This is a genomic window from Rhizobium sp. BE258, assembly GCF_031457345.1.
GTDB lineage: Bacteria > Pseudomonadota > Alphaproteobacteria > Rhizobiales > Rhizobiaceae > Rhizobium.
The window spans coordinates 372,536-397,883 of sequence record NZ_JAVDWL010000005.1 but is presented as its reverse complement, the minus strand read 5'-3'; the positions used below and the strand labels follow the sequence as shown (position 1 = coordinate 397,883).

Here is a 25,348-nt window from a genome sequence, read left to right as displayed (position 1 = left end):
CTTCGCGACCTTTCCACGCAGAGATGAACAATGGTTGACAGGCATGGCGTAAAAAGTGGATCAACTGCGCATCAGGTTCAGGGCTATCACCATGCCAGAAAATACCACCGCCGGAACGGTCATCGTCATTTCAAGCCATGTCGTGCGTGGTTCGGTCGGCAACCGTGCCGCCGTCTTTGCGCTGGAGACGCTGGGACACCAGGTCTGGGCCCTGCCGACGGTCGTGCTTCCATGGCATCCCGGTCACGGGCGCTCGACGCGGCTGACATTTGCCGAGGCCGATTTCGATGCGGCGATCGACGACCTGATCAGGGCGCCCTGGATTGGCGAAGTGAAGGCGGTGCTGACAGGCTATTTCGGCAATGCCGCACAGGCCAAATCCGTCGCCCGGCTGATCGGCGCACTGCGCCAGGACAATCCCGATCTGCTCTATGTCTGCGATCCGGTGATGGGCGATCTCGGCGGTCTCTACGTTCCACAGGCGACAGCCGAAGCAATCCGCGATCACCTGATCCCGCTGGCGTCTTTGGCAACGCCGAACCGTTACGAGCTTGCCTGGATGGCCGGCGCGCCGCTCGATGACAACACGGCGGTGATGGAGGCAGCGCTATCGCTCGGTCCGTCGCGAATGCTGGTCACGTCGGCGGTGCCGATGATGACGGGTGGGACCGGCAACCTCTATCTCTCGGGCCGGCATGCGCTGCTGGCCGAGCACAGGCTCATCGATAATCCACCGAACGGGCTCGGCGATCTTCTTGCGGCTCTTTTCCTGTCGCGGCTGCTTTCCGGCATGGACGATGAAAAGGCGCTGCAGCTGGCAACGGCCAGCGTCTATGAAGTTCTGGCGCGGGCGGTCAAGCGCGGCAGCGACGAGTTGACGCTGGCGAGCGACGCATCGAGCCTCGCAACGCCGATGGCAATGGTGCAGATGCGCCATTTGCTGCATCCGGCACAGCGGCGCAAGAAATAGCAACGACTCATTTTGCACTGCAGCAGTTGATCTTCTGCGCACCAAGCGTTAATCGAAATCCTATGCAGCGTTTTCCTGGAACACTTCTGGACGGTTATCGCAACTTCATGAGCGGGCGCTACGCCGATGCGCGCGACCGTTACAAGACACTTGCGGAAAACGGCCAGAACCCGACGACACTCGTCATTGCCTGTTGCGACTCCCGCGCGGCACCGGAGTTGATCTTCGATGCCGGTCCGGGCGAGCTCTTCGTCATCCGCAACGTCGCCAATCTCGTTCCGCCTTATGAGCCCGACGGGCATTTTCACGCCACATCCGCGGCGCTGGAATTCGCCGTGCAGGCGCTGAAGGTGACCGACATCGTGGTGATGGGGCATGGCCGTTGCGGGGGCATTCGAGCTGCCCTCGATCCCAGCGCTGAGCCGCTGTCTCAGGGTGACTTCATCGGCCGCTGGATGTCGCTGGTGAAGGACGCTGCCGAACAGATCGGCAGCAATGATATCATGACCCAGACCGAGCGGCAGACGGCGCTGGAGCGTGTATCGATCCGCAACTCGATCAACAATCTGCGGACTTTCCCCGAGGTCAAAGCCCTCGAGAAGGAAGGCAAGATTGCCTTGCACGGCGCCTGGTTCGATATCTCGACCGGCGAACTGTGGGTCATGGATGCGGAAAGCCGGGATTTTATCCGTCCGGAAGCATAGGCCTTAGCCTATAGGTTTATGGGTTCTTTAAGGAATCCCGTTAAGATTTCATCGACAGGCACCCTCAACCACCGGCTTACGGCGGCCTTCGATGAAATTTGAGACAACCAGCAAGATCATTCTGGCGGCAATCCTGCTGCCGTTCATGTTCATGATCGCCGAAGGCGTTCTGGTTGTCCGTTCGTCATTTCATCAATATCTGTCACTTGAGAAGGACTACCGCTTCGCCGACGTGCTGGCGCGCGGCGGCACGATTGCGGCGACAGAAATTTTGGGTGAGATCGTCGCGACGCGACAGTATCTCGCTCATCCAGGCAGCGAAACCGCTGCAGCGATGCAGCAGAGCCGCCAGCAGCTCGACAGCGAACGTCAGAAGTTCAAAGGTAGCCTGCCGCCGGTCGACCAGCTTGACGGAAACCTGGGGGCTGAGCTTTCCGATCTCGCGCTGGCTTATAGCCGCATCGTCTCTATCCGCGCGGCGGTCGATCGCGGGTTCTATGCCGGGAGCGATCCTGTCTATGTCTATTGGCAGGCAGCGATGAAACAGCTCGACGTCGTCGATGCGCTTTCACCACTCATCCAGGATCCAGTGCTGCTCGGAAAGTCGAACGAGTTGATGGGCGTGCTGCTTACCTATTATGCCGAGCGGTTGATCACCTCACTCGGCACGCGCTACCTCAACGAACACAATTACAGCCTTCGCTCCAGCGACCTCTTCATGCAGGGCAGAACCATGCAGGCGGCGGGCATGGACCATATGGTGTTTCACAGCTCGTCGCCGCTGGTTGCGGCGATCATGGAATATCTGAAGAGCCCAGCGCAGGTTCGTGCCGATGCCGTGACCGACGCGATATTGACGCGGGAAGCTCGTCCGCATGCTGCCGTTCGCGACGAGTGGTCGCGCGCGCAGGCGGAACGCATCGATTTTCTCAAGGGAAAGATCGGCGAAGCCGCTGCGGATATCCACCGCACCGGAGAGGCGCTCGCCAAGCGTTCGCATCTTCACATGACGCTGGTTCTTGTTCTCTGCGGCGGTCTGCTGGTTCTTGCTGGCATTGTTGCCACGTTGGCGACCAAGGGCCTGAGGATGATCTCGCGCCTGTCACGCGAGCGCGAGGCGCTGGTTGGCGAACTCAGAAGCGCTGCGCAGACGGATCTCCTGACAGGTCTCTACAATCGCCGTGGCTTCGAGGCGGCTGCCGCAGCGCTCTTTGCCCAGGCGGAAAGCGGTTCGCGCTGGATCTCCGTCGTGCTTTTCGATCTCGATCACTTCAAGAAGATCAACGATATCCATGGGCATGATGCCGGTGACATCGTGCTTCGCCATGTCGCGGCAACGGCCAAGCAGCATTTTCGCAGCTTCGACCTGCTGGTCCGGCATGGCGGTGAGGAGTTTCTGGCCTTGCTGCCCGATGCGTCGCCGGATGAGGCAGCAGATATTGCCGAGGGCGTTCGCGCCGCCATCGAGGCTGCGATGGTCGATCTTCCTGGCGGCGAATGTCTTTCGGTGACCGCGAGCTTCGGCTGCGCCGGCCGGACGCTTGGCGGCGGCACGCACAATTTCGAAGATCTCGTCAAGCGCGCCGATATGGCGCTCTATGCAGCCAAGGCGTCCGGACGTAACCGTGTCGTCTCGGGTCCGCTGGTGCCGCAGGCCACCGCGGTCAAAGCCGAGGCCAAATGAAAAAGGCGCCGCAAGCGGCGCCTTCAATTCAATTGCAAATGGGTGGCTTACTGGCCGCCGTCGATCTGCTGGCCGATATAGGCGATCGCCTGCTGGTAGACGGTTGCCGCGTTCCAGCCCTGGATAGCGACGAAATTCGGTTCGCCCGGCTGGTAACCGGCACCTGCGCGCCAGCCGTGACCCTTCAGGAAGTTTGCGGTCGAGGCCAGCGCGTCGGCGCGTGAACCGACCATGTCGACACGGCCATCGCCATCGCCATCGGCACCGAAGCGGACGACATTGCGCGGCAGGAACTGCGTCTGACCGATCTCGCCATGTGCGGCGCCGCGCGCCTGCGGGCTGAGATAGCCTTCAGAGACGAGCTGTAGGGCAGCATAGAGCTGGTCGGTGAAATAGTCCGAACGGCGGCAGTCGTAGGCCAGCGTCGAAACGGCTGACAGCGTGTGCTGCGTGCCCATATAGCTGCCGAAGCCGGTTTCCATGCCCCAGATCGCGATCAGCGGGCCGGCCGGCACGCCGTAGCGGCGCTCGATCGAGGTGAAGAGAGCCTGGTTGGAGCGCTTCATGCCCTTACCGCGGGAAATGATCGCCGCGCCGCCACGCTTCTGCATGAAGGCGTCGAAGGACAGCTTGAAGCTCTTTTGGCCGCGGTCGGCGGCAATCGTCGGACGATTGTAGGCGACGTTGGCGAATGCACGGCTCAGAACCGACTGGCTGACGCCCTGTGCTGCAGCTTCCTGCTTGAATTGCTGCACCCAGGCATCGAAGCCGGCGCCATTATTGCCGCATTGCGCGGCGTTGGCCGCCGCCGGAACTGCATGGAAAGCGCCCACCGCCGCGATGGCCGCCACCAAGAATTTTGTCATGCGCATGAGAAACCCCGATCTCGATCTGCAGTCGCTGGAATGCCGGGCAGAATGCCAGCCAAGGGTGATTTTGTCACGATCACCTTTTGGCGAGATTGGCTCTCTGCCGCACGATTGCCGCCTGGCTGGTTCAAAGAAAGCCCCGCAAGTCTGGCGACATGCGAGGCTGATAGCAAGCTATGGTTAATATTCGGTATCAGGCGGCCTGCTTGCGCGGCTTGATGAGGCCACGATTGACGAGAAGCTCGGCAATCTGAATGGCGTTCAGCGCGGCACCCTTGCGCAGGTTGTCGGAAACGACCCACATGTTGAGACCGTTTTCGACCGTCGCATCTTCGCGGATACGCGAGATGAAGGTGGCGTCTTCACCGGCAGATTCGTAAGGCGTGATGTAGCCGCCGTTCTCATGCTTGTCGATGACGAGGCAGCCCGGTGCATCGCGCAGGATGTCGCGGGCCTGATCGGCGGTGATTTCGTTTTCGAATTCGATGTTGACCGATTCCGAATGGCCGATGAAGACAGGCACGCGAACTGCGGTGCAGGTGACCTTGATCTTCGGGTCGAGCATCTTCTTGGTTTCGGCCAGAACCTTCCACTCTTCCTTCGTATAGCCGTCTTCCATGAAGCTATCGATATGTGGAATGACGTTGAAGGCGATGCGCTTGGTGAACTTCTTGTTCTCGATCGGATCGGCAACAAAGACTGCGCGCGTCTGGTTAAAGAGCTCGTCCATGCCGTCCTTGCCGGCGCCGGAGACCGACTGGTAGGTCGAAACGACGACGCGCTTGATCTTGGCGAAATCATGTAGCGGCTTCAGCGCGACCACGAGCTGGGCGGTCGAGCAATTCGGATTGGCAATGATGTTGCGCTTGGTGAACTGGGTGATGGCGTCCGGGTTCACTTCCGGCACGATCAGCGGCACGTCCTGATCGTAGCGCCAGGCCGACGAGTTATCGATGACGACGCAGCCCTGCTGGCCGATCTTCGGCGACCACTTCTTGGAGACTTCGCCGCCGGCAGACATCAGGCAGATGTCGGTGTCGGAGAAATCGTAGTTCTCGAGATTGAAGACCTTCAGCGTCTTGTCGCCGTAGGACACTTCCGTGCCCTGCGAACGCGAGGAGGCAAGTGCTACGACTTCGTCAGCCGGAAAGCCACGCTCGGAGAGGATGTTGAGCATTTCCCGGCCGACATTTCCGGTTGCTCCCGCGACTGCTACTTTGAAACCCATTTTCAGCTCTCTTTCTCTTCTCTCCTCTTGTCCGGTGAGGGGGAAAGCGCGAAATCATCGCGGCTTCCTGTCCCCAGCCGAGCCGGGGAGAGAGCGGCAGGCCAGAGACGTCAGACGGTTTTCGTCGTCGTTTTGGCCTTGGTTTTGGAAGAAACCGGAACGGCAATATCCACCCCGGCACTCAGTGCCCGGTCATTGCATGCAGCAATGGCGTGTTCGAAGCGAACCATGGATAATTCCTTTTCCGCCGTTGCTCATAAAACGTTTTCCACAGGAGTCAAGGTTTTTGCGCCTGCGGGCGGCGCCTGGTGCCGGTGCGGCAGATTGTCATACCGGTGTCATCGACATGTCATCCCCCAAGGCTATCTCCGGCCCGTTGTTCATTTACTGCAACGAAAACGGGGGTTTTCCATGCGTATGATTTTTGCCGCTCTGGCGGCCACGACGATTCTTGCCGGTGCCGCGCAGGCGACCACGGTTTATCCGCTTGATCGCGCAACGATTCTTGCCGGTTCGCCATTTGACTTCAAGGTTGAGCTCAGCAAGCAGGTAAAGCCCGAGGACGTGAAGATCACGGTCAACGGTCAGGACTACAAGACGGTTCTCGGGGGCGAGGCCAAGTTTGTGGAACTGGAAAAGGGCAAGGAAGACAAGGCGCTCGGCTCGGCCGTGATCCTGCGCGGGCTGACGATCGCTGCGGCAGGCGACTACAAGGTCGAAGTGTCGGCCGGCGACGAGAAGAAGTCGGTTACCTGGAACGTCTATGGCACCGGTGATGTACCGAAGGCCAAGAACGTCATCTTCCTGATCGGCGACGGCCTGTCCGTTGCGCATCGCACCGCTGCCCGCATCATGTCTAAGGGTATGACCGAAGGCAAAGCAAATGGCCGCCTCAACATGGACGATGTGCCGCCGGCAGCTTTCATCGGCACATCGGCAACCAACGCTGTCGCCACCGACTCCGCCAATACCATGTCGGCCTACATGACGGGCCACAAGACAGCCGTCAACGCGATCGGCGTCTATGCAGACCGCACGCCCGACTCGCTCGACGACCCGCGCGTCGAGACGATTGCGGAAGCGATCCGCCGCCAGACCAAGAAGTCGATCGGCATTGTCGCGACCGCCGAAATCGAGGACGCCACACCGGCTGCCGTTGTCTCCCACACGCGCAATCGCAACGACAAGGCCGATATCGTCGGGATGCTTCTCGACGTGAAGCCGGAAGTCGTCCTCGGCGGCGGTTCTGCCTACTTCCTCGGAAAGGACGTTCCGGGCTCCAAGCGCAAGGATGACAAGGACTACATCAAGCTCTTCCAGGACGCCGGCTACAAGCTTGCCATCGACAAGAACGAGCTTGCAGCCAACGCATCGGCTGAAGGCAACCTTCTCGGCCTCTTCCATACCGGCAACATGGACGTCACGCTCGATCGCGAATTTCTGAAAAAGGGCACTGTCGAGAAATTCCCGAACCAGCCGGGTCTCGTCGAGATGGCAACGGTCGCGCTCGATCGCCTGTCCAAGAACCCCGACGGTTTCTTCCTGATGGTCGAGGGTTCGTCGATCGACAAGATGTCCCATCCGCTCGATTGGGACCGCGCCGTCGTTGACACAATCGAATTCGACAAGGTCGTCGGCCTTGCCCGCGAATTCCAGAAGGCCCATCCCGATACGCTGATCGTCGTCACCGGCGACCACACCCATGGCGTTTCGATCATCGGTACTGTCGATGACGAAAAGCCGGGCACGGAGATGCGCGAAAAGGTAGGCACCTATGCCGAAGCGGGCTTCCCGAATTATACCGACGACAACGGCGACGGCTATCCCGACAAGATCGACGTCACGCGCCGCCTCTTCCTCAGTGCCAATAACGGCCCCGACCATTACGAGACGTTCCGCCCGAAGCTCGACGGTCCGTTCGTTCCTGCCGTGCAGAACGAAAAGAAGGAATATGTCGCCAACGAACAATACAAGGATGTTCCCGGTGCCGTCTTCGTTCAGGGCAACATTCCGAAGAGCGGCGACAGCGGCGTTCACGCCGTCGATGACGTCGTCCTGCAGTCGGATGGTCCGGGCTCGGAAGGTTTCCGCGGCTATATGGAGCAGAGCGATGTCTACAAGGTACTCGCCGACGCTTTTGCGCTCGGTGTCAAACAGACCAACTGACGGAGCGCGGTGAACCGCCTCTTCCGCGTAATCTTCCCGGCCGCCGATCTGCGGCCGGGAACTTGCAAGGAGTTTGATATGCATAGGATCACACGCCGGAGCCTTTTCGGTATGATGATGGCATTGCCGGTGCTGACGTCTGCAAGATGTGTCGAAGCTGCCGACGCAACGCTGAGCTTCGATGAGCTCTATGGGAAATTCGGCGTTCTCGGCCTCGAATTTTCCGAGAAGGTGAAGGCGCTCGCCGGCAGGCAAATCAGCATGCGCGGCTTCATGGCGCCGCCGTTGAAAGCGGAAGCGCAGTTTTTCGTGCTGACGGAAATTCCGATGTCGCTCTGCCCATTCTGCTCGTCCGATGCCGACTGGCCCGACAATATCGCCGTCGTCTATCTCGACGAGAAGCAGACCTTCGTGCAGCCTAGCCAGACGATCGAAGTGCGCGGCATTCTGGAATACGGCTCGTGGACCGATCCCGAAACCGGCTTCGTCAGCCTGCTGCGCCTGCGCCAGGCCGAATATTCGGCGGTCTGATGCTGGCGCTCGAGATCAGCAATCTGTCGGTCACGTTCAGCGGACTCAACGCACCGGCGCTTGAGATCGGCGCGCTGGCGCTGTCTGCCGGCAGCCGGGTTGCGGTGACCGGGGCTTCCGGCTCAGGCAAGAGCACCTTCGTCAACATCATTACCGGGTTGGAACGTGCGGCGCTCGGATCCGTCCGCTGGAACGGCGACGATATCTGCGCTTTGTCCGAGAGCCACCGCGACCGCTTCAGAGCGGGTAACATCGGACTCGTGATGCAGGATTTTCATCTGTTTCCAGGGCTTTCGGCCATCGAGAATATTCTATTGCCCGCCCGTCTGTCGCGTGTTGCCGATGCTCAGATGGTGCTGCGTGCGCATGAACTGCTGATGCGGACCGGCCTTTCACGGCCCAATCAGAACATCGAGACGATGTCGCGCGGCGAGATGCAGCGGGTGGCGATCGCGCGTGCGCTTTTGCGCAAGCCGGGCGTCATCGTCGCAGACGAGCCGACCGCCAGCCTTGATGCCGAAACCGGCCGCATCATCGGCGACCTGCTGCTTGATCTGGCGATTGCGGAAGGCAGCACGCTAATCGTCGTGTCGCATGATCCGCATCTGTCAGGCCGCATGGACCGCCGCCTGTTGCTGTCCTCGGGACGCATCGTTGAAGACGCCTTCAGCAACGAGGTGGCGGCATGATCCGGTTCATCGCCGCCGATCTTCGTCGCCTCTGGGCGGGTTCCCTCGTCGTGGTCCTGCTCGTTGCCCTGGCAATAGCGCTCGGCGTTGCGGTCGTCCTGCAGGAGCGGGCGTTGCGGCTCGGCAGTGCGCGGGCGGCCGACAGGTTCGATCTCGTGATCGGCGCTGGCGGCAGCGAGACTCAGCTTGTGCTGTCATCCGTCTTCCTGCAGCCCTCGCCCTTGCCGCTGATGCCGGGTCGAATACTTTCCAAGCTGACTGCCGATCCGCGGGTCGCCTGGGTTTCGCCGATCGGCTTCGGCGATTCCTTTTCCGGCTATCCGATCGCCGGCACCAGCCTGGCCCTGCCCGACAATCTCTCCGGCGGGTTCAGCGAGGGTCGTGGCTTTGCCGCGGAGAACGAAGCCGTTGTCGGCGCAGCGGTCAGCTTGCCGCTCGGATTCGAGATCAAGCCGATGCATGGCTCAGTCGAAACCGGCGGTCATACCCATACCGAAATCGCCTATCGCGTGACCGGCCGCATGAAGCCGACGGGGACCGCCTGGGATCGGGCGATCCTGGTGCCGATCCAGGCTGTCTGGCATATCCATGGCCTTGAATCCGGTGATTCCGCCGATGAAGATCACGATCACGCGGATGACCACGCGCTTGATGATCGCTGGTCCGGCGACTTGCCCGGCCTGCCCGCCGTTCTCGTCAAGCCGAAGTCGATCGCAGATGCCTACAAGCTGCGGCAGGACTATCGCAGCGGCAATACGGTCGCGGTCTTTCCGGGCGAAGTGCTGACCAACCTCTACGCAACGCTTGGCGATGCGAAGCGTATTCTGGTCGCGGTGGCATCCGGCGCACAGGGGCTGGTCGCCGCATCGCTGATCCTGGTGACCGTCATCCATATCGGTCAGCGCCGCCGCCAGATCGGAGCGCTCAGGGCGTTCGGCGCGCCGCGCCCGGCCATTTTCGGTATTGTCTGGGGCGAGTTCTTTGCGTTGATCGCCCTTGGCATCGCCGGCGGTTTTGCGCTGGGCTATTGCGCAGCATCTCTGCTCTCCGGTTTCTTCAGCGCCAGCAGCGGTATCGTCATGCCGGTGGGCTTTGTGCGTGCCGACCTGATACTCGCCGGACTGCTGATTGCATTTGGCGCCATTCTTGCTGCGCTGCCTGCGATTCTGGCCTACCGGCAATCTCCGGCTGAAGCCCTGAGGGCGTGATAATGCAGGCTGCTACGCGAAGCTGTGCAAACACGTTAGACTAAAGTCATAATCCCAAAGCCGCTCTCTTTATCCGAATTCTTTTCTGCCACACTCTTCGCAGGTGAGCCGCGTCCAGGGGCATACTTTGAGGAGAGTTTGGGACGCGCCTTGCTGCTCATCATTCTGTGGAGGACAGACAATGGCAAATATCGCAAGCGCCGAGAGCGCAAAAGCCCGTCCGATGACTGGCGAGGAAAGGAAGGTCATCTTCGCCTCGTCGCTCGGTACGGTCTTCGAATGGTATGATTTCTATCTCTATGGTGCGCTCGCAACCTATATCGGCGCCACCTACTTCACCCAGTATCCCGAAGCCACGCGCAACATCTTCACGCTTCTTGCCTTCGCGGCAGGCTTCCTGGTCCGTCCGTTCGGCGCTCTGGTCTTCGGCCGCCTCGGCGATCTCGTCGGACGCAAATACACCTTCCTCGTCACGATCCTGATCATGGGTTTCTCGACCTTCCTCGTCGGTATCCTTCCGGGTGCGGCGACCATCGGCATCGCGGCTCCGATCATCCTGATCGTGCTTCGCCTGCTGCAGGGTCTGGCACTCGGCGGTGAATATGGCGGTGCTGCGACCTATGTCGCGGAACACGCGCCGAATGGCCGACGCGGCTACTTCACATCCTGGATTCAGACGACGGCAACGCTCGGCCTTTTCCTGTCGCTGATCGTCATTATCGGTGTGCAGCAGATACTCGGTACGACGGCGTTCGCGGCCTGGGGCTGGCGCATTCCGTTCCTGGTTTCCATTCTGCTGCTCGGCGTTTCGGTCTGGATTCGTCTGAAGATGAACGAATCTCCGGCCTTTCAGAAGATGAAGGCGGAGGGCAAGGGTTCGAAGGCGCCGCTGACGGAAGCCTTCGGCACCTGGAAGAATGCCAAGATCGCTATCATCGCGCTGCTCGGCGCAACGATGGGGCAGGCTGTCGTCTGGTACGGCGGCCAGTTCTATTCGCTGTTCTTCCTGCAGAACGTTCTGAAGGTGGATCTGCAATCGGCCAATATCATGGTGGCGATCGCCCTCATTCTGGCAACGCCGTTCTTCGTGATCTTCGGCTCGCTGTCCGACAAGATCGGCCGCAAGCCGATCATCATGGCGGGTCTCTTGATCGCGGCCATCACCTACCAGCCGCTGTTCAAGGCGATGACCTATATGGCCAATCCGGCCCTCTATGAGGCACAGGCTTCGATCCGCGCAACGGTGACCGCCGATCCGGCAGATTGCAAGTTCCAGTTCAACCCGACCGGTACGTCGAAGTTCACCAGCTCCTGCGACGTGGCAACGGCGTTCCTGACCAAGAACTCCGTGCCTTACGACGTGGTGCCTGGCCCTGCCGGACAGCCGGCAACGGTCAAGATCAGCGATGCCACCATCACCAGCTTCGACGTCATCGCCGCTGGCGACAAGGCCAAGGGCATGACCGCAGCCTTCGAGAAGAGCACCAACATTGCGCTTCACGATGCCGGTTACCCGCTGAACCGCGGTGCCGCCAAGGTTCCGGATTCCAAGCTCGATGCTTTTATCGCGGCTAACCCGGAGCTCAACCTGAACGCCGAGACGATCCGCGCCGGCGAGAAGGAAACCATGCCTGCCGACAAGCTGGTCGCTGGCAAGCTGCTGACGGCTGACGAAGCGAACGGCGTCACCGACATGGCGGTCTATACGGTCGCTGGTGGTGGCACCTTCGCCATGGTGGCTGATCCGGCGCGCGTCAACTGGATCGGTACGATCGCCGTACTCTTCGTTCTCGTGCTCTACGTAACGATGGTCTACGGCCCGATCGCAGCGCTTCTGGTCGAGCTCTTCCCGACCCGTATCCGCTACACCGGCATGTCGCTGCCCTACCATATCGGCAACGGCTGGTTCGGCGGTCTGCTTCCGGCAACGGCCTTCGCGATGAGCGCGGCTGCCGGCGACATCTACTACGGTCTCTGGTATCCGATCGTCTTCGCAGGCATCACGCTGGTCATCGGCCTGCTGTTCCTGCCGGAAACCAAGAACCGCGATATCCACGCCGACTAAGATTGGATAGATTGAGACGACAGAACCCGGCGCTCACAAGGCGCCGGGTTTTTTATGCGCGCAGCAGCCGTTTCGGAGCGGGCCAGCCGTCAGCGAGCTTGAAGAGGACGCCGTAGCGCGAAAAGACGATGGCGATCATCAACGAGAACCAGCCGCCCAGCGCCAGTCCGGCAATCACGTCGCTCGGATAGTGAGCGCTGACCATGACGCGAGTCATGCCGAGCCAGAGCGCACAGGCGAGGAAAACGACGCGGTACCGGGGAAAGAGAAGCGATAGCGCGGCGAAGAAGGCACCGATCGTCGTCGCATGTCCCGAAGGGAAGCTTTCGAAGGCTGCATGTCCGGAGAAAGGCGAAAAGGAAAATATCCCGTAGTCGTCGAAATGCTGCGGACGGGCGCGGCCGATCACCCGCTTGAGGATGTTGGCGAGGATGCCGGAGAGCGCGATGGAGATCAGCAGATAGGCGCCGATCCAGCACATCTGTAGCGCTTGAATGCGGGTGCGCAGCGATCTAACGACCCGCAGTGCTGCGAGGCCTTCGAAGAGCAGGAAGGTGCTGGTGATGATGATCCAGCCGGAGGTGCCGAAATCTGTGAGGATACGGCCGAGGCGGCGCATGGCGGGCGGCACGTGCCCGGCGCCGACAGGACCATCCAGCAGCAGCATGGAGAGCAGAACGGCATTGAAAGTGATGAACAGGCAGGTCTGCCAGCGCAGTTGCGGCATCCGGCAGGTGCTGCGCCGCCAGCGCCTGTCGAGCGAAGAAAGTATCGCCTGCATCCAATTCGATCCGTTCAAAAATCAATATCGAGAACGGCGCGACGGTAACATCGGGTGGCGACAGTTTTTTTACGAAGACGGTCAGATCAGACGGCTGAGCCGCGGTATCGGCCAGCCTTCACGGCCGAATGAGAAGACGAAGCCGAAACGCGCGAAAGCAATGGACAGCGCGAAGGCAAGCCATGCGCCGAGCGCCAATCCGGCGGCGACGTCGCTTGGATAGTGGACACCGATGATGACGCGTGTAGCGCCGAGCCAGAGGCCGATACCGATGAACACCAGCCGGAAGCGCGGAAAGAGCAGCGCCAGAGACATGAACAGCGCGCCAATATTGGCCGAATGCCCGGACGGAAAGCTCTGGTGCAGAAAATCCCAGCTGAAGGGCGTGAAGCTGAAGATGCCTTCCTGCTCGTAAAGCAGCGGCCGGGCGCGGCCGATCAGGAATTTCAGCGGGTTGGCGATGGCGCTGGCCAGGATGACGGAAAGGCCGACATAGGCGGCCATTTGGCCGAAATAGGCCATGCGGAATCGCCTTCGCACCTTCCAGAGGCGGCGGCGGACTACGTAGCTGGTAACCAGGATCGTCAGCAGACCGGCAAGGATCCAGGCGAGCCTGCCGATATCGGTGACGTCGCCGGCAAACGAGACGAGTGGCGGCGAAAGGCTCTTTACCGCTTGGCCCAGCGGCCGGTCGAAAACGAAGAAGGCGATGGCGACGGCATTGATGGCGAAGAGCGCGAAGGCCTTCCAGGGAACCCGCCGGTGGATCGTGCGCCGCGCTTCGTAGCGCTTCTTCAGATAGGCCCTGCAGCCTGGCTTCGGTCCGGCGGTGTCGCTCATTCTGTCCCTTCGTCGTTGGCACGGGGGAGATAGGGAGACGAGGCGCCGGCTTCAATGAAAGAACCCTCCGCGCGGCTGCGCGAAGGGCCTTGAAAAGCGTTTCACGTGAAATATCAGGCCGAGAGCGCCTTGAATTCCGCAAGGATTGCCGCGCCCATCTCGATGGTGCCGACCTGCTTGCAGCCGTCGGCCATGATGTCGCCGGTGCGGATGCCCTTGTCGAGAACGTTGGCGATCGCTTTTTCGAGGTTGTCGGCTTCAGTGACCATGTTGAAGGAGTAACGCAGGCACATGGCAAAGGAGGCGATCATGGCGATCGGGTTGGCGATGCCCTTGCCGGCAATGTCAGGGGCCGAGCCATGAACCGGCTCGTAAAGCGCCTTGCGCTTGCCGGTCTTGCCATCAGGCGCGCCGAGCGAAGCCGACGGCAGCATGCCGAGCGAACCGGTCAGCATGGCGGCAACGTCGGAGAGCATGTCGCCGAACAGGTTGTCGGTGACGATGACGTCGAACTGCTTCGGCGCGCGGACGAGCTGCATGCCGCCGGCATCGGCCAGCATATGGTCGAGCTGGACGTCGGAATATTTTTCCTTGTGTGTCGCCGTCACGACCTGGTTCCAGAGCACGCCAGACTTCATTACGTTGCGCTTTTCCATGGAGCAGACGCGGTTCTGGCGGGTACGGGCCATTTCGAAGGCGACGCCGGCAATGCGTTCGATTTCGTAGGTGTCGTAGACCTGCGTATCGATGCCGCGCTTCTGGCCGTTACCGAGATCGATGATCTCCTTCGGCTCACCGAAATAGACGCCGCCTGTCAGTTCGCGAATGATGAGGATATCGAGGCCTTCGACCAGTTCCGGCTTCAGCGAGGAGGCGGAAGCGAGTGCCGGATAGCAGATCGCCGGGCGAAGGTTTGCGAAGAGTTCCAGATCCTTGCGCAGGCGCAACAGGCCAGCTTCCGGGCGAACTTCGTAGGGAACAGCATCCCATTTCGGGCCGCCGACGGCACCGAACAGAACGGCATCGGCGGCGAGCGCCTTCTGCATGTCGGCTTCCGAGATTGCCTGGCCATGTGCGTCATAGGCCGAGCCGCCGACGAGGCCTTCGTCGGTCACGAAACCTGATTTCATCTCCTCGTTCATGTAGGCGATGATCTTGCGGACTTCGCCCATGGCTTCAGGACCAATGCCGTCGCCCGGCAGCAGGAAGAGATTGCGCGCTGTCATGAAACCCTCCGAAGGAAAAACAAGCTGCGGCTTCTTAGACCCCGGAAATCGGCATTTCAAGCAAGAGAGAGGCCGAATCGGTACGCTTTGCCGCGCTATCGGCCGGCAGCGAAGTGTTGACCCCTGCTTGTCTCCGCGCCAAGAAGACCGTCAGGTTTCAAGAAATGGAATTCAGAATGTCCCCGTCCCCATTGCATCTCAACACCCCTCTCCTGCGTAGCGCCGCCGATTACAGCGCCAGCGGCAAGCCGCTATGGCTGAAGCTCGATGCCTTGCAGCCATCCGGAAGCTTCAAGATGCGCGGCGTCAGCAGGCTCTGCCAGCATGAGGTGGAGAATGGGGCAAAGGAAATCTTCTGCGCATCGGGCGGCAATGCCGGGATCGCGGCGGCCTTTGCCGGGCGTGCGCTTGGCGTGCCCGTGACCATCGTCGTGCCGGAGACGACATCGGCGGAGGTTCGGCAGTTGATCGAAGCGGCCGGGGCTTCCGTTCTGGTTCACGGCTCCGTCTTCGATGAGGCGAACGCCTATGCGATCAAACTCTCCGAAGCCCGGAATGCCGCCTATGTTCATCCCTTCGACCATCCGTTGCTCTGGGAAGGGCATGGAACGCTGATCGATGAGGTTGTGGCTTCAGGCGCAAAATTCGACTGCGTCGTCGTCAGCGTCGGCGGCGGCGGCCTGCTTGCCGGTATCGTTGCCGGGTTGAAGCGCAATGGTCTTGATAATGTGCCTGTGATTGCCGTCGAGACCGAAGGAGCTGCCTCCTTCCATGAGGCGCTGAAGGCGAAGGAGCGCATCACCCTGTCTGCCATCACCTCGATCGCCAATTCGCTCGGTGCGCGGCAGGTGGCGCAGCATGTCTTCGATCTGCCCAGTCATCATCCGATCGAAAGCGTGACGGTGACCGATGCGCAAGCGGTGGCCGCCTGCCTGAAATTTGCGGATGCTCACCGCATTCTCGTCGAGCCCGCCTGCGGGGCCGCACTTGCGGTCGCTGATGTCCATGCCGGTCTGCTGTCGCGCTTCGAAAACCCGCTGATCGAAGTCTGCGGCGGTATCGGCGTTTCGCTCGACAAGCTCAAGGTCTGGAAAGAGCGGTTTCTCTAAATCACAATGAAAAAAGCCGGGCGAGAGCCCGGCTTTTTTGTCTGTCGTTTCCGATGCCTCAGGCAGCCCAGGGGCGCGAAGCGCTGTTCTGCTTTTCGAAGCTGTCTATTGCCTTGCTCTTTTCCATCGTCAGGCCGATATCGTCGAGGCCGTTCAGCAGGCAGTGGCGCTTGAACGCGTCGAGATCGAACTTGATCGAGCCGCCATCCGGGCCGGTGATCTCGAGATTTTCCAGATCGACGGTCAGAATGGCGTTGGAGCCGCGCGACGCGTCGTCCATCAGCTTGTCGAGGTCTGCCTGGCTGACCTTGATCGGCAGGATGCCGTTCTTGAAGCAGTTGTTGTAGAAAATGTCGGCGAAGCTGGTGGAGATGACGCAGCGGATGCCGAAGTCGAGCAGCGCCCACGGGGCGTGTTCGCGCGAAGAGCCGCAGCCGAAATTATCGCCGGCAACCAGGATCTTGGCATCGCGGTAAGCGGCCTTGTTGAGCACGAAATCGGCATTTTCCGAGCCGTCTTCGTTGTAGCGGGCTTCGGCGAAGAGGCCCTTGCCAAGGCCGGTGCGCTTGATGGTCTTCAGATAGTCCTTCGGGATGATCATGTCCGTGTCGATGTTGACGACGGGCAGGGGCGCGGCAACGCCGGTGAGCTTCACGAATTTATCCATGACCTAGGCTCCAAATTCAGCGGATGTACTTTCGTTGATCAGCATCTAGTCCAGTTTTTTGCCGAAATGAAGGAGAATCTTTCCAAAGTGGCGGCTGCGCGGCGTTTCGCGCAGCCTGCCGGGTCGCTTGGGCGGCTATTTCGATGCCTCGTTCAGACCCCAGATGACGCCGAAAGGATCGCGCAACTGGCCGTAGCGGTCGCCCCAGAACATCAGCTCGATGGGCATGATGACTTCGGCGCCGGCAGCAACCGCGCGGTTCCACCAGGCATCGATATCGTCTATAACAAGCTGGATGGCGAAGCCTTCATGACCTTTGAAGGGATGGCCATATTCGGGATAGGCATCCGACAGCATCAGCGAGCTGCCGTTGATGTAGAGATGCACATGCATCGTCCGGCCCTTCTCGTCGGCCGGAACGACATAGGCTTCTTCGGCGCCGAATGCCTTCTTGTAAAATTCCGCAGCCTTGAGAGCGCCATCCACAGTCAGATAGGGCAGCAGGCCATTCTTGACCGGCGGCATCTTGGCGGGTGCGTTTTCCGTCGTGCTCATTCTTTCCTCCGTCTCCTGATTTTGAAGGTCCGGCATCGTAGCCGTCCGTCTCAAGGACGTAGAGATCAAATGCGCGCCGACAGCGCCCTAAAGAATTTTTCGTGAAGGGCTTGGCTGGCTCTGAAATCAGAGATCGATGATCGTACCGCGGCCATCGTTCCAGATGCGCATTTCGCGCTGCTGGGTTTGGGCCTTGGCGCGCACCGGAGCCGGTTTCATCTTCAGCGACATTGCGCGGCCAACCATCAGCACGGTCAGGATGCCGCCGACGGCGAGCGTGACCGAGAAGGTGAACAGCGCCAGCGCCACGAATACGGTGACGCCTGCCAGCATGAGGAAGATGGAACGGATATTCTGCATAATTCTAGACCTCTCTTCGAAAGGAATGTGGTCCTTGATTTCCCTCCTTGCAAGGCAAGCATGGCTTTTTGTTGTCTTGTCAGCCTTCACAAAGCTTGGCACACATTCGTGATGAGCCGAAACTCCCCTGCCCGTTCCTTTACTCTCCGCCGTTCTGTGCTGAGCGTTCCCGCGATCAATGCCCGCGCGCTGGAGAAGACCCATGTGCTGGATTGCGATGCCGTGATCTTCGATCTGGAGGATTCGGTTGCACCGGAAAAGAAGGATGAGGCGCGGCAAAACCTGAAGGCTTTCTTTGCTGGCCCAGCGCTCGAAGGCAAAGAGAGGATCATCCGCATCAATGCTCTCTCTTCCGGCTTCAGCCCTGCCGATATGGAGCTGGTGCGCGCCCTGGAGCCGGATGCGGTGCTTCTGCCGAAGGTCAGCGAGCCGCAGGATGTCATGGCGATCAGTGACATGCTTGGCGATGCCGACGCGCCTGATACGCTCCGGATCTGGGCGATGATCGAGACGCCGCGGGGTATTCTGAACAGCGCGGCGATCGCCGAATTCGGGCGCACCGCTGGCTCGAGGCTCGATTGCTTCGTCGTCGGTCTCAACGACCTGCGCAAGGAAACCGGCGTGTTGCCGCAGCCGGGTCGGACCTATCTGGTGCCGTGGCTGATGCAGGTGATCCTCGCTGTGCGGGCTTACGGCCTCGATGCGATCGACAGCGTTTTCAACGATTTCAAGGATGCGGATGCCTTCGAGGCCGAATGCGCGCAAGCACGCGCCATGGGCTTCGACGGCAAGATGCTGATCCATCCGGCGCAGATCGATGCCACCAACCGGCATTTTGCGCCCGGCGAGGCGTCGATCCGAGAAGCCCGGGAGATCATTGCCGCCTTTGCCGATCCTGCGACGGATGGCCTCAACGTCATCAATTCAAACGGCCGGATGATCGAGCGTCTGCATCTTGTCCAGGCGGAAAGTCTGGTTCATAAATCCCGCCTCATTGCTGAACGGAAATCATGACATGAAGCTTTACCGCCTTTTGACCGGCCAGGACGATGCCGCCTTCTGCCACCGCGTCACCGATGCTCTCAACAAGGGCTGGTCGCTGCAGGGCTCTCCCTCGGTCACCTTCAACGCCGAGACCAAGCAGGTCATCGCCGCCCAGGCGATCGTCAAGGACGTCGAAGGCAAGGACTACCACCCGGATATGAAGCTCTCCGAGCAGTAATATCTATCGGTCGGCTGCCTCTTCGGCGCTTTCTTCGATCCGCTCCATGTCGTCATCGCTAAGGCCGAAGTGGTGGCCGATTTCATGAATGAGGACGTGGGTGATGATATCGCCGAGCGTTTCGTCGTTCTCGGCCCAGTAATCGAGGATCGGACGGCGGTAGAGGCGGATGCGGTTCGGCAGTTCGCCGGTTTCCATCGTGAACCGTTCCGAAATGCCCCGGCCCTCGAAAAGGCCGAGCAGATCGAAAGGCGTTTCGAGCGCCATATCCTCGAAAACGTCGTCATCGGGAAAATCTTCGATCTCGATCGTCAGATTGGCGGTCAGAGAACGAAATTCGTCCGGCAGGTGGCTGTAGGCCTCCATTGCCAGTGATTCAAATGAGCTGAGCGTTGGGGCATGGCGATCACGCCAATCCTCGCTCTGGTCTATGCGGGCCATCAAAAACCCCTTTCTTTGCCGCCCATATAGAACCTTTGCGAAGGATTTTCGAGTGTGGAATCAATGGCAGGAATAAATTCACATCAAATGGCTGTTGACTCTTCCTGGCAGCTCTGGAATCCACAAGAACATAACAGGAACAATTCTGACTTGGAGTGAACGTCATGGCACAGACGGCCGTGACGCGCGAGCGGCTTTTTGCGCTCCGCGAAACCATTGCGAAGCTTGAGGGCAAACCGGTTCCGGCGCTGGCGGCAGCAGAGCAGGAAGCGTTGGGCGCCGGAAATGCGGCACGAAAGAGGGGGAAGGCACCACAATTCTCCTTCGGCGTTCCGCAGCTGGACGAAGCCCTCGAAGGCGGCTTGCCGCTCGATGCCTTGATTGAAATCCGTACCCGGATGTTTCGTGATGCGGGCGTTAGCAGCGGCTTTGCTCTGGCGCTTGCGGCAGCGCTGCAGCACAAGGCCGAGGAAAAAAATCCCGTTCTCTGGATCGCCGACAAGGTCGGATCGATCGAGGCCGGTGTGCCCTATGCGGTAGGGCTCAAGGATTTCGGATTGCGGCCGGAGCTCTTTCTGCATGCAAGTCCGCGCAAGCTGGAGGATGCGCTCTGGCTTGCGGAGACGGCGCTGGAAAGCGGTGCTTTCATCACGACGATCCTGGAAATTCGCGGCAATCCGAAATCCTTCGGCCTTGCCGAGAGCCGGCGCTTTCATCTCAGGGCAAAATCGGCTGGCCGCTCTCTGCTGCTGCTGCGGCAATCAGGGGAAGAAGAGGCAAGCAGCGCCCATGTCCGCTTTCTTGCCGAGCCTGCGCCCGCGCGGGAACGGCCTCTGCCGGATGGTTCGATGCTGGGCGGCAGCATCGGCAATCCGGTTTTTCATCTCACCCTGGAGAAGAGCCGCAATCCGGCCCCCCTCTCCCTCTTCCTGGAGTGGAACCCCCATGACCGCCAGTTTCTCACCGTCGAACAATCAGCCGTCACTCGCTTTCCAAGCGAGCTCGCAGCGCATTCTGGCGCTGCATTTTCCGCATCTCTCCACGGACAGGATCGCCCGCAAGAGATGGGGTCTCTCGTGGCGTTCGAAAGGGCGTCCTGACGCGGCACCGATCGTCTGCTCGGGCCGGTCCGACAATACGATGCGGCTGACGGCACTCGACGAAAAGGCGGAGAAACTCGGCCTCAGGAAAGGGCTTGGCGTTGCCGAAGCCCGCGCCATTCACCCGGTCATCGACGTCATCGAGGAGGACGCTGCTGCCGACCGGCGCTTGCTGGATGCGATCGCCGACTGGTGCGACCGCTACACGCCGCTGGTCGCCCTCGACGGCAAGGACGGGCTGTTTCTCGATATTACCGGCTGCTCTCATCTTTTCGGCGGCGAAAGAGCGATGCTAAAAGATATCCTCTTGCGGCTCCATCAAATGGGCCTGGACGTGGGTGGTGCGATTTCCTCGTCGCCCGGGCTATCCTGGGCCGTCAGCCGTTTTGGCGAAGGCGGGGTGATTGCCGAGGATGAGGCGGGTGCTGTTCTCGAACCTCTGCCGGTCACCGCGCTCCGCCTCGATGCGCCTGTCGTTGCAGCCCTTCAGAAACTCGGTCTCCGCTATATCGGCGATCTCATGCAGGCGCCACGCGCGCCGCTCACCCGCCGCTTCGGCGCACTTGTTCTTTTGCGGCTTGATCAGGCGCTGGGCCTGGATGAGGAGCCCGTTTCTCCCCGCCTGCCTATTGCCAGCCTTTCGGCGGAGCGGCGGCTTGCCGAGGCGATTACGGCCGAAGAGGACATTCTTCTTCTTGCAGGTCAGGTTGCGCATGCGTTGCAGCCTTCGCTTGAGACGCAAGGCATCGGCGGAAGGGTCTTCGAACTGGTGCTGTTCCGGGTGGATGGCTGCGTCTTTCGAATTTCTGCCGGTACCTCCCGGCCGTTGCGTGATCCGCAGCGCATTGCCAGCCTGTTCTGCGAGCGGCTGACAGCAATTCACGATGATCTCGATGCCGGCTATGGTTTTGAGATCCTGCGGATCAATGTTCTCAGGCATGAAAACTTCCAAAACGAACAGGATGATTTCGAGGGAGAACGGCAGACGGCGATCTCGCTTGCCGGGTTCGTGGACAAGGTTTCGGCCCGTCTTGGCGAGGAATGCCTGACCCGTTTCGAACAGCGTGAAAGTCATGTTCCGGAACGTGCGATCTTTGCCGTTCCGGCGATCGAGACCTTGAACAAATCGCCCCGGGAGCCGGCCGCTCCGATGGCAAGGGGCGAAAGACCCGTTCGCCTGCTTGCCATGCCTGAACCGATGGAGGCCTTTGCTGCCGAGGTGCCTGACGGAGCTCCGGCGTATTTTCGCTGGCGGCGTATCCGGCACCGCATCCTGAAAAGCGAAGGTCCGGAGCGGATCGCCATGGAATGGTGGATCGATGGTGTGGATGCCAAGGAGCGTGACTATTTCAGTGTCGAGGACGAGCAAGGCTATCGCTTCTGGATCTATCGCGAAGGTCACTACGGGCCGGATATGCCGCAATGGTTCATGCATGGAGTTTTCGCATGACACCGGCCTTTTTCGAAATCGGCGCGAGAACGAACTTCTCCTTCCTGGAAGGGGCTTCCAGGCCCGAGGAGATCGTCACTCAGGCGGCCATTCTCGGCCTTTCCGGCATCGGGATCGCTGACCGGAATTCAGTCGCCGGTGTCGTGCGCGCCTATGCCCAGACGAAGGCTTTCCGCGGAAAGTATGAGCGGAAGCTGACCGGCAAGCTGGAAAAGGATGAGAAGGCGGAAGACATTTTGCAGCCCGTTCCGTTCCAGCCAGGCGCTCGTCTGGTCTTTTGTGATCAGACGCCTGACATCCTGGCCTATCCCAAGAACCGGCAGGGCTGGGCGCATCTCTGCCGGCTTCTGAGCGCCGGAAACCTGAAGGACGGCGCGGTCAAAGGGACGTGTCTGCTGGAGGAGGCGGATATGATGGAATGGGGTGACTGCATGATGCTGGCTGCCGTTCCTTCCCTGGCCATTCTCAATGCTTCTGCCCGCAGGGATCAGTTTTCGGATTGCCTTGGACGCCTGAAGGAACGGTTTGGTGCAAATCTGTTTCTGGCCCTGACCCCTGCCTATAACGGCCATGATGCGCTGACATTTGCAACCTTCTCGAATGTCGCGGCGGAAAACCGTGTCCCGTTGATCGCAACCAATCAGCCTCTCTATCACGACAGAACCCGCAGGCCCCTGTCCGATGTCGTGACGGCCATTCGCGAGCACGTGGCGATCCCCAAGGCTGGCTTTCTTCTGGCTCCGAACGCCGAGCGTTATCTCAAAGACAACAGGGAGATGTCGCGGCTCTTCAGAAACTATCCCGAGGCGATCGAGAATACCGGAAGGTTTTTTGCGGACCTGGAATTTTCCCTGGACGAGATCAGCCATAACTATCCGGCAGAAAATGCGCCTGGGGAAACGGCATATGAGACGCTGGACCGGCTGACGCGGGCGGGCGCGATCAAGCGGTATCATCCAGAAGCGGTGCCGGAAAAAATCCAGGAACAGATCGACTACGAGCTCGATCTGGTCAGACAGAAAGACTATGCGGCCTACTTTCTGACGGTTCACAGGATCGTTCATTACGCACGCTACCAGAGGAATATCCTCTGCCAGGGACGAGGCTCGGCGGCCAATTCGGTCATCTGCTATTGCCTGGAGATCACCGAAGTCGATCCTAAAAAAAGCACCCTGCTCTTCGACCGGTTCATCTCCATGGATCGCGACGAGCCACCGGATATCGATGTCGACTTCGAGCATGACAGGCGCGAAGAGGTCATCCAGTTCATCTACGAGGCCTATGGACGAAACCATGCCGGGTTGACGGCGGGGGTGACCACCTACCGGACGCGCTCGGCAGGGCGCGAAGTGGCGAAGGCTTTCGGGCTTTCCGAAGACGTACAGTCTGCAATTGGTAGCCTGGTCTGGGGATGGTCGGACGATAGCCTCTCCGAGCGCGAGGCGAAGGCTGCCGGTCTCGACATGTTCGATCCGATGACCCGGAATGTGCTACAGTATGCCTCCGAGCTTCTGTCCTTTCCGCGGCACCTGACCCAGCATGTCGGCGGCTTCGTCATCACGCGTGACCGGCTCGACGAAATCGTGCCGATCATGAAAACGGCGATGCCCGGCCGCTACATGATCGAGTGGGACAAGGATGACCTCGACAATGTCCGGATACTGAAAGTGGATGTCTTGGCGCTCGGCATGCTGACCTGCCTGCGCAAGGCTTTCACGCTTCTTGAGGATCACTATGAGGTCAGGAAGACCCTTGCCGATCTCGGCAACAGGGAACATGGCGATGAGGGCAGGCCCGTCTATGAGATGATGTGCCGGGCCGATACGATCGGTGTCTTCCAGATCGAGAGCCGGGCACAGATGAGCATGCTGCCACGGCTGAGGCCAGACCGGTTCTATGATCTCGTCATCGAAGTGGCGATCGTCCGGCCGGGGCCGATCCAGGGCAATATGGTGCATCCCTATCTCAAGCGGCGCGAGCAGTTCAAAAGCGGCGTCAAGATCGAGTATCCAAGCGAAGAGCTGAAACCGGTGCTGGAGAGAACGCTCGGCGTTCCGCTGTTTCAGGAACAGGCGATGCAGATCGCCATCACTGCGGCGGGCTTCAAACCGGCTGAAGCAGACAAGCTGCGGCGAGCCATGGCGACGTTCAAAAGGACCGGCACAATCGGAGGGTTCGAGAGCCGGTTCATCGATGGAATGGTTGCCAAGACTTATCCCAAGGAATTTGCAGAGCAGTGCTTCAACCAGATCAAGGGTTTTGGGGAGTACGGCTTCCCCGAAAGCCATGCGGCGTCCTTTGCCCTGCTCGTTTACGCCTCCTCGTGGATGAAGGCTTACTATCCTGACGTTTTCTGCGCGGCGATGCTGAACTCTCAGCCGATGGGGTTCTATGCACCGGCACAGCTGGTGCGCGATGCGCGGGAGCATGGTGTCGAGATCCGCGAAGCCGATATCAATCGCTCGGATTGGGATTGTCTCTTGGAGGAGGCGGTTTTTGACCGGCGGCGAATCGATTTTCGTCATGCCGAGATGCGCAGCGTCATTCGATCCAAGCGGGCCGTCCGCCTCGGATTCCGGCAGATAAAAGGCCTTTCTGAAGATACGATGCGGAGACTGGTGGCGCAGCGTGGCGGGGGCTATCGTTCGATCCACGATCTCTGGCGGCGATCGGGCCTGAAGAAAACCGATATCGAGCGGCTTGCCGATGCCGATGCCTTCGGATCCATCGGACTTTCGCGGCGTGAGGCGCTCTGGGCTGTTCGGGCTCTGGATGCGCAGAGCGCAGCAGAGAGGTTGCCGCTGTTCGAGCGCGCTGCTGAAGATGATCTTCAGATCGAGCCGGAGACAAACCTGCCTGAAATGCTGCCTGGCGAGCAGGTCATCGAGGATTACCGCTATCTGTCCCTGTCGCTGAAGGCGCATCCGGTCTCGTTCCTGCGCGAGGAGTTCCGCAAGGCAGGCATCTGGCGCAATGTCGACCTGCTGCAGGTCGAGAATGGCAGGCGGGTGACGATTGCCGGCCTCGTCCTTGTCCGTCAGCGTCCGGGCTCTGCCAAGGGCGTCGTCTTCATGACGCTGGAGGATGAGACAGGGGTGGCCAATGCCATCGTCTGGCCAGCGGTTTTCGAGAAGTATCGTGCCATCGTCATGGGTGCGCGGCTGGTAAAAATCCGCGGGAAGCTGCAGAGCCAGAGCGGTGTCATCCATACCGTGGTCGAGCATATCGAGGACATGACGCCGGCTCTCGGTATTCTGCAGCAGGAAGCGCGGCGTTTTGGCGCCAGCGACCGCTCGGATGAAGCGTTACGGCCCACTGTCGATCAGCGGCAGAAGAAGATCATGACAAATCTCGAACGGGCGGCCTTGGAAAAACGGATGCTCGACCGGACGCGGGAGCCAGCCACCGGAGAAACTGCAAAAGTGATGCCGCGGGGCCGCAATTTCCATTGAAGCCGGAAAATCCTGCAAGAACAAATCGATA

The 25,348-nt window shown here is 60.2% G+C and carries 23 protein-coding genes and 1 pseudogene; 14 read left to right on the top strand and 10 right to left on the bottom strand.

The features are described from left to right. Window positions 1-91 precede the first annotated feature (91 nt). The 3 genes from pdxY (at window position 92) to J2X43_RS20200 (ending at window position 3,358) form a co-directional block, all read left to right on the top strand. Window positions 92-970 (top strand): pyridoxal kinase PdxY, encoded by an 879-nt coding sequence (pdxY, locus tag J2X43_RS20210; RefSeq protein WP_310296586.1) that lies wholly within the window; start codon window positions 92-94, stop codon window positions 968-970. Window positions 971-1,032: 62 nt separating this feature from the next. Further along, a complete protein-coding gene (locus tag J2X43_RS20205; protein ID WP_310296584.1) occupies window positions 1,033-1,674 on the top strand; it encodes a carbonic anhydrase in 642 nt (213 codons plus the stop codon). A 91-nt stretch (window positions 1,675-1,765) separates the two neighbouring features. Further along, complete coding sequence (locus tag J2X43_RS20200) at window positions 1,766-3,358, top strand: diguanylate cyclase (RefSeq protein WP_310296581.1); 1,593 nt, start codon at window positions 1,766-1,768, stop codon at window positions 3,356-3,358. 47 nt (window positions 3,359-3,405) lie between these two features. Here the strand turns inward: J2X43_RS20200 and J2X43_RS20195 are convergent, their stop codons facing one another. The 3 genes and pseudogenes from J2X43_RS20195 to J2X43_RS20185 all read right to left on the bottom strand — a co-directional run. Next, window positions 3,406-4,230, bottom strand: coding sequence for a lytic murein transglycosylase (locus J2X43_RS20195; RefSeq protein ID WP_310296579.1), 825 nt, complete (start codon window positions 4,228-4,230; stop codon window positions 3,406-3,408). A gap of 190 nt (window positions 4,231-4,420) precedes the next feature. Further along, window positions 4,421-5,455: an aspartate-semialdehyde dehydrogenase gene (locus J2X43_RS20190; RefSeq protein WP_112385973.1), complete on the bottom strand. Its 1,035-nt coding sequence runs from the start codon at window positions 5,453-5,455 to the stop codon at window positions 4,421-4,423. A gap of 110 nt (window positions 5,456-5,565) precedes the next feature. Further along, window positions 5,566-5,749 (bottom strand): annotated as a pseudogene (locus J2X43_RS20185) (hypothetical protein); the annotation flags it as partial. 117 nt (window positions 5,750-5,866) lie between these two features. Between J2X43_RS20185 and J2X43_RS20180 the strand changes: the two are divergent. The 5 genes from J2X43_RS20180 (at window position 5,867) to J2X43_RS20160 (ending at window position 12,114) form a co-directional block, all read left to right on the top strand. Continuing rightward, window positions 5,867-7,621, top strand: coding sequence for an alkaline phosphatase (locus tag J2X43_RS20180; protein ID WP_310296577.1), 1,755 nt, complete (start codon window positions 5,867-5,869; stop codon window positions 7,619-7,621). A 78-nt stretch (window positions 7,622-7,699) separates the two neighbouring features. Beyond that, window positions 7,700-8,152, top strand: coding sequence for a hypothetical protein (locus J2X43_RS20175; protein WP_112540501.1), 453 nt, complete (start codon window positions 7,700-7,702; stop codon window positions 8,150-8,152). After that, on the top strand, window positions 8,152-8,841 hold the full coding sequence (locus J2X43_RS20170) for an ATP-binding cassette domain-containing protein (protein ID WP_310296575.1): 690 nt from the start codon (window positions 8,152-8,154) through the stop codon (window positions 8,839-8,841). Before J2X43_RS20175 ends, J2X43_RS20170 begins: the two co-directional genes overlap by 1 nt. After that, the gene (locus J2X43_RS20165; RefSeq protein WP_310296573.1) at window positions 8,838-10,049 is read left to right on the top strand and encodes an ABC transporter permease; all 1,212 of its coding nucleotides are present in this window, start codon (window positions 8,838-8,840) and stop codon (window positions 10,047-10,049) included. Before J2X43_RS20170 ends, J2X43_RS20165 begins: the two co-directional genes overlap by 4 nt. Window positions 10,050-10,230: 181 nt before the next feature. Continuing rightward, on the top strand, window positions 10,231-12,114 hold the full coding sequence (locus J2X43_RS20160; protein ID WP_310296571.1) for an MFS transporter: 1,884 nt from the start codon (window positions 10,231-10,233) through the stop codon (window positions 12,112-12,114). A 52-nt stretch (window positions 12,115-12,166) separates the two neighbouring features. On the opposite strand, the gene lpxE is transcribed toward J2X43_RS20160, so the two are convergent. From lpxE to leuB, 3 genes are all read right to left on the bottom strand, one after another. Further along, the gene (gene lpxE / locus J2X43_RS20155) at window positions 12,167-12,895 is read right to left on the bottom strand and encodes a lipid A 1-phosphatase LpxE (RefSeq protein ID WP_112517874.1); all 729 of its coding nucleotides are present in this window, start codon (window positions 12,893-12,895) and stop codon (window positions 12,167-12,169) included. A gap of 81 nt (window positions 12,896-12,976) precedes the next feature. Beyond that, entirely contained in the window at window positions 12,977-13,735 is a 759-nt protein-coding gene (locus J2X43_RS20150; protein WP_310296568.1) for a phosphatase PAP2 family protein, read from the bottom strand. A gap of 113 nt (window positions 13,736-13,848) precedes the next feature. Further along, on the bottom strand, window positions 13,849-14,961 hold the full coding sequence (gene leuB, locus J2X43_RS20145; protein WP_112385966.1) for a 3-isopropylmalate dehydrogenase: 1,113 nt from the start codon (window positions 14,959-14,961) through the stop codon (window positions 13,849-13,851). 176 nt (window positions 14,962-15,137) lie between these two features. Between leuB and J2X43_RS20140 the strand changes: the two genes are divergently transcribed. Further along, window positions 15,138-16,070 (top strand): pyridoxal-phosphate dependent enzyme, encoded by a 933-nt coding sequence (locus J2X43_RS20140; protein ID WP_310296565.1) that lies wholly within the window; start codon window positions 15,138-15,140, stop codon window positions 16,068-16,070. Between the two features lie 58 nt (window positions 16,071-16,128). Here the strand turns inward: J2X43_RS20140 and leuD are convergent, their stop codons facing one another. The 3 genes from leuD to J2X43_RS20125 all read right to left on the bottom strand — a co-directional run bounded on the left by leuD (window position 16,129) and on the right by J2X43_RS20125 (window position 17,652). Next, on the bottom strand, window positions 16,129-16,737 hold the full coding sequence (gene leuD, locus J2X43_RS20135; RefSeq protein ID WP_310296562.1) for a 3-isopropylmalate dehydratase small subunit: 609 nt from the start codon (window positions 16,735-16,737) through the stop codon (window positions 16,129-16,131). 135 nt (window positions 16,738-16,872) lie between these two features. Continuing rightward, complete coding sequence (locus tag J2X43_RS20130; RefSeq protein ID WP_310296560.1) at window positions 16,873-17,292, bottom strand: glyoxalase/bleomycin resistance/extradiol dioxygenase family protein; 420 nt, start codon at window positions 17,290-17,292, stop codon at window positions 16,873-16,875. Between the two features lie 126 nt (window positions 17,293-17,418). Next, entirely contained in the window at window positions 17,419-17,652 is a 234-nt protein-coding gene (locus tag J2X43_RS20125; RefSeq protein WP_112385962.1) for a hypothetical protein, read from the bottom strand. Window positions 17,653-17,763: 111 nt separating this feature from the next. Here J2X43_RS20125 and J2X43_RS20120 point away from each other — a divergent pair, with 111 nt between their 5' ends. Then, on the top strand, window positions 17,764-18,666 hold the full coding sequence (locus J2X43_RS20120; protein ID WP_310296557.1) for a CoA ester lyase: 903 nt from the start codon (window positions 17,764-17,766) through the stop codon (window positions 18,664-18,666). Between the two features lies 1 nt (window position 18,667). Next, on the top strand, window positions 18,668-18,874 hold the full coding sequence (locus J2X43_RS20115) for a DUF1737 domain-containing protein (RefSeq protein WP_112517868.1): 207 nt from the start codon (window positions 18,668-18,670) through the stop codon (window positions 18,872-18,874). Window positions 18,875-18,877: 3 nt separating this feature from the next. Here the strand turns inward: J2X43_RS20115 and J2X43_RS20110 are convergent, their stop codons facing one another. Then, window positions 18,878-19,315, bottom strand: coding sequence for a metallopeptidase family protein (locus J2X43_RS20110; RefSeq protein WP_112385959.1), 438 nt, complete (start codon window positions 19,313-19,315; stop codon window positions 18,878-18,880). A gap of 164 nt (window positions 19,316-19,479) precedes the next feature. On the opposite strand from J2X43_RS20110, the gene J2X43_RS20105 reads away from it, so the two are divergent. From J2X43_RS20105 to J2X43_RS20095, 3 genes are read left to right on the top strand one after another with little or no spacing between them, the layout of a single operon-like run. Beyond that, complete coding sequence (locus J2X43_RS20105) at window positions 19,480-20,415, top strand: hypothetical protein (protein WP_310296555.1); 936 nt, start codon at window positions 19,480-19,482, stop codon at window positions 20,413-20,415. Next, window positions 20,327-21,865: a DNA polymerase Y family protein gene (locus J2X43_RS20100; RefSeq protein WP_310296715.1), complete on the top strand. Its 1,539-nt coding sequence runs from the start codon at window positions 20,327-20,329 to the stop codon at window positions 21,863-21,865. The genes J2X43_RS20105 and J2X43_RS20100 overlap by 89 nt, the downstream gene beginning before the upstream one ends. Continuing rightward, window positions 21,862-25,317, top strand: a complete 3,456-nt coding sequence (locus J2X43_RS20095) for an error-prone DNA polymerase (protein ID WP_310296554.1) — start codon at window positions 21,862-21,864, stop codon at window positions 25,315-25,317. The genes J2X43_RS20100 and J2X43_RS20095 overlap by 4 nt, the downstream gene beginning before the upstream one ends. Window positions 25,318-25,348: the final 31 nt, after the last annotated feature.

Bases quoted from the DNA above. Each gene is read 5' to 3' on its own strand.
- pdxY (WP_310296586.1), top strand. From the start codon at position 92: ATGCCAGAAAATACCACCGCCGGAACGGTCATCGTCATTTCAAGCCAT.
- J2X43_RS20205 (WP_310296584.1), top strand. From the start codon at position 1,033: ATGCAGCGTTTTCCTGGAACACTTCTGGACGGTTATCGCAACTTCATG.
- J2X43_RS20200 (WP_310296581.1), top strand. From the start codon at position 1,766: ATGAAATTTGAGACAACCAGCAAGATCATTCTGGCGGCAATCCTGCTG.
- J2X43_RS20195 (WP_310296579.1), bottom strand. From the start codon at position 4,230: ATGCGCATGACAAAATTCTTGGTGGCGGCCATCGCGGCGGTGGGCGCT.
- J2X43_RS20190 (WP_112385973.1), bottom strand. From the start codon at position 5,455: ATGGGTTTCAAAGTAGCAGTCGCGGGAGCAACCGGAAATGTCGGCCGG.
- J2X43_RS20180 (WP_310296577.1), top strand. From the start codon at position 5,867: ATGCGTATGATTTTTGCCGCTCTGGCGGCCACGACGATTCTTGCCGGT.
- J2X43_RS20175 (WP_112540501.1), top strand. From the start codon at position 7,700: ATGCATAGGATCACACGCCGGAGCCTTTTCGGTATGATGATGGCATTG.
- J2X43_RS20170 (WP_310296575.1), top strand. From the start codon at position 8,152: ATGCTGGCGCTCGAGATCAGCAATCTGTCGGTCACGTTCAGCGGACTC.
- J2X43_RS20165 (WP_310296573.1), top strand. From the start codon at position 8,838: ATGATCCGGTTCATCGCCGCCGATCTTCGTCGCCTCTGGGCGGGTTCC.
- J2X43_RS20160 (WP_310296571.1), top strand. From the start codon at position 10,231: ATGGCAAATATCGCAAGCGCCGAGAGCGCAAAAGCCCGTCCGATGACT.
- lpxE (WP_112517874.1), bottom strand. From the start codon at position 12,895: ATGCAGGCGATACTTTCTTCGCTCGACAGGCGCTGGCGGCGCAGCACC.
- J2X43_RS20150 (WP_310296568.1), bottom strand. From the start codon at position 13,735: ATGAGCGACACCGCCGGACCGAAGCCAGGCTGCAGGGCCTATCTGAAG.
- leuB (WP_112385966.1), bottom strand. From the start codon at position 14,961: ATGACAGCGCGCAATCTCTTCCTGCTGCCGGGCGACGGCATTGGTCCT.
- J2X43_RS20140 (WP_310296565.1), top strand. From the start codon at position 15,138: ATGTCCCCGTCCCCATTGCATCTCAACACCCCTCTCCTGCGTAGCGCC.
- leuD (WP_310296562.1), bottom strand. From the start codon at position 16,737: ATGGATAAATTCGTGAAGCTCACCGGCGTTGCCGCGCCCCTGCCCGTC.
- J2X43_RS20130 (WP_310296560.1), bottom strand. From the start codon at position 17,292: ATGAGCACGACGGAAAACGCACCCGCCAAGATGCCGCCGGTCAAGAAT.
- J2X43_RS20125 (WP_112385962.1), bottom strand. From the start codon at position 17,652: ATGCAGAATATCCGTTCCATCTTCCTCATGCTGGCAGGCGTCACCGTA.
- J2X43_RS20120 (WP_310296557.1), top strand. From the start codon at position 17,764: ATGAGCCGAAACTCCCCTGCCCGTTCCTTTACTCTCCGCCGTTCTGTG.
- J2X43_RS20115 (WP_112517868.1), top strand. From the start codon at position 18,668: ATGAAGCTTTACCGCCTTTTGACCGGCCAGGACGATGCCGCCTTCTGC.
- J2X43_RS20110 (WP_112385959.1), bottom strand. From the start codon at position 19,315: ATGGCCCGCATAGACCAGAGCGAGGATTGGCGTGATCGCCATGCCCCA.
- J2X43_RS20105 (WP_310296555.1), top strand. From the start codon at position 19,480: ATGGCACAGACGGCCGTGACGCGCGAGCGGCTTTTTGCGCTCCGCGAA.
- J2X43_RS20095 (WP_310296554.1), top strand. From the start codon at position 21,862: ATGACACCGGCCTTTTTCGAAATCGGCGCGAGAACGAACTTCTCCTTC.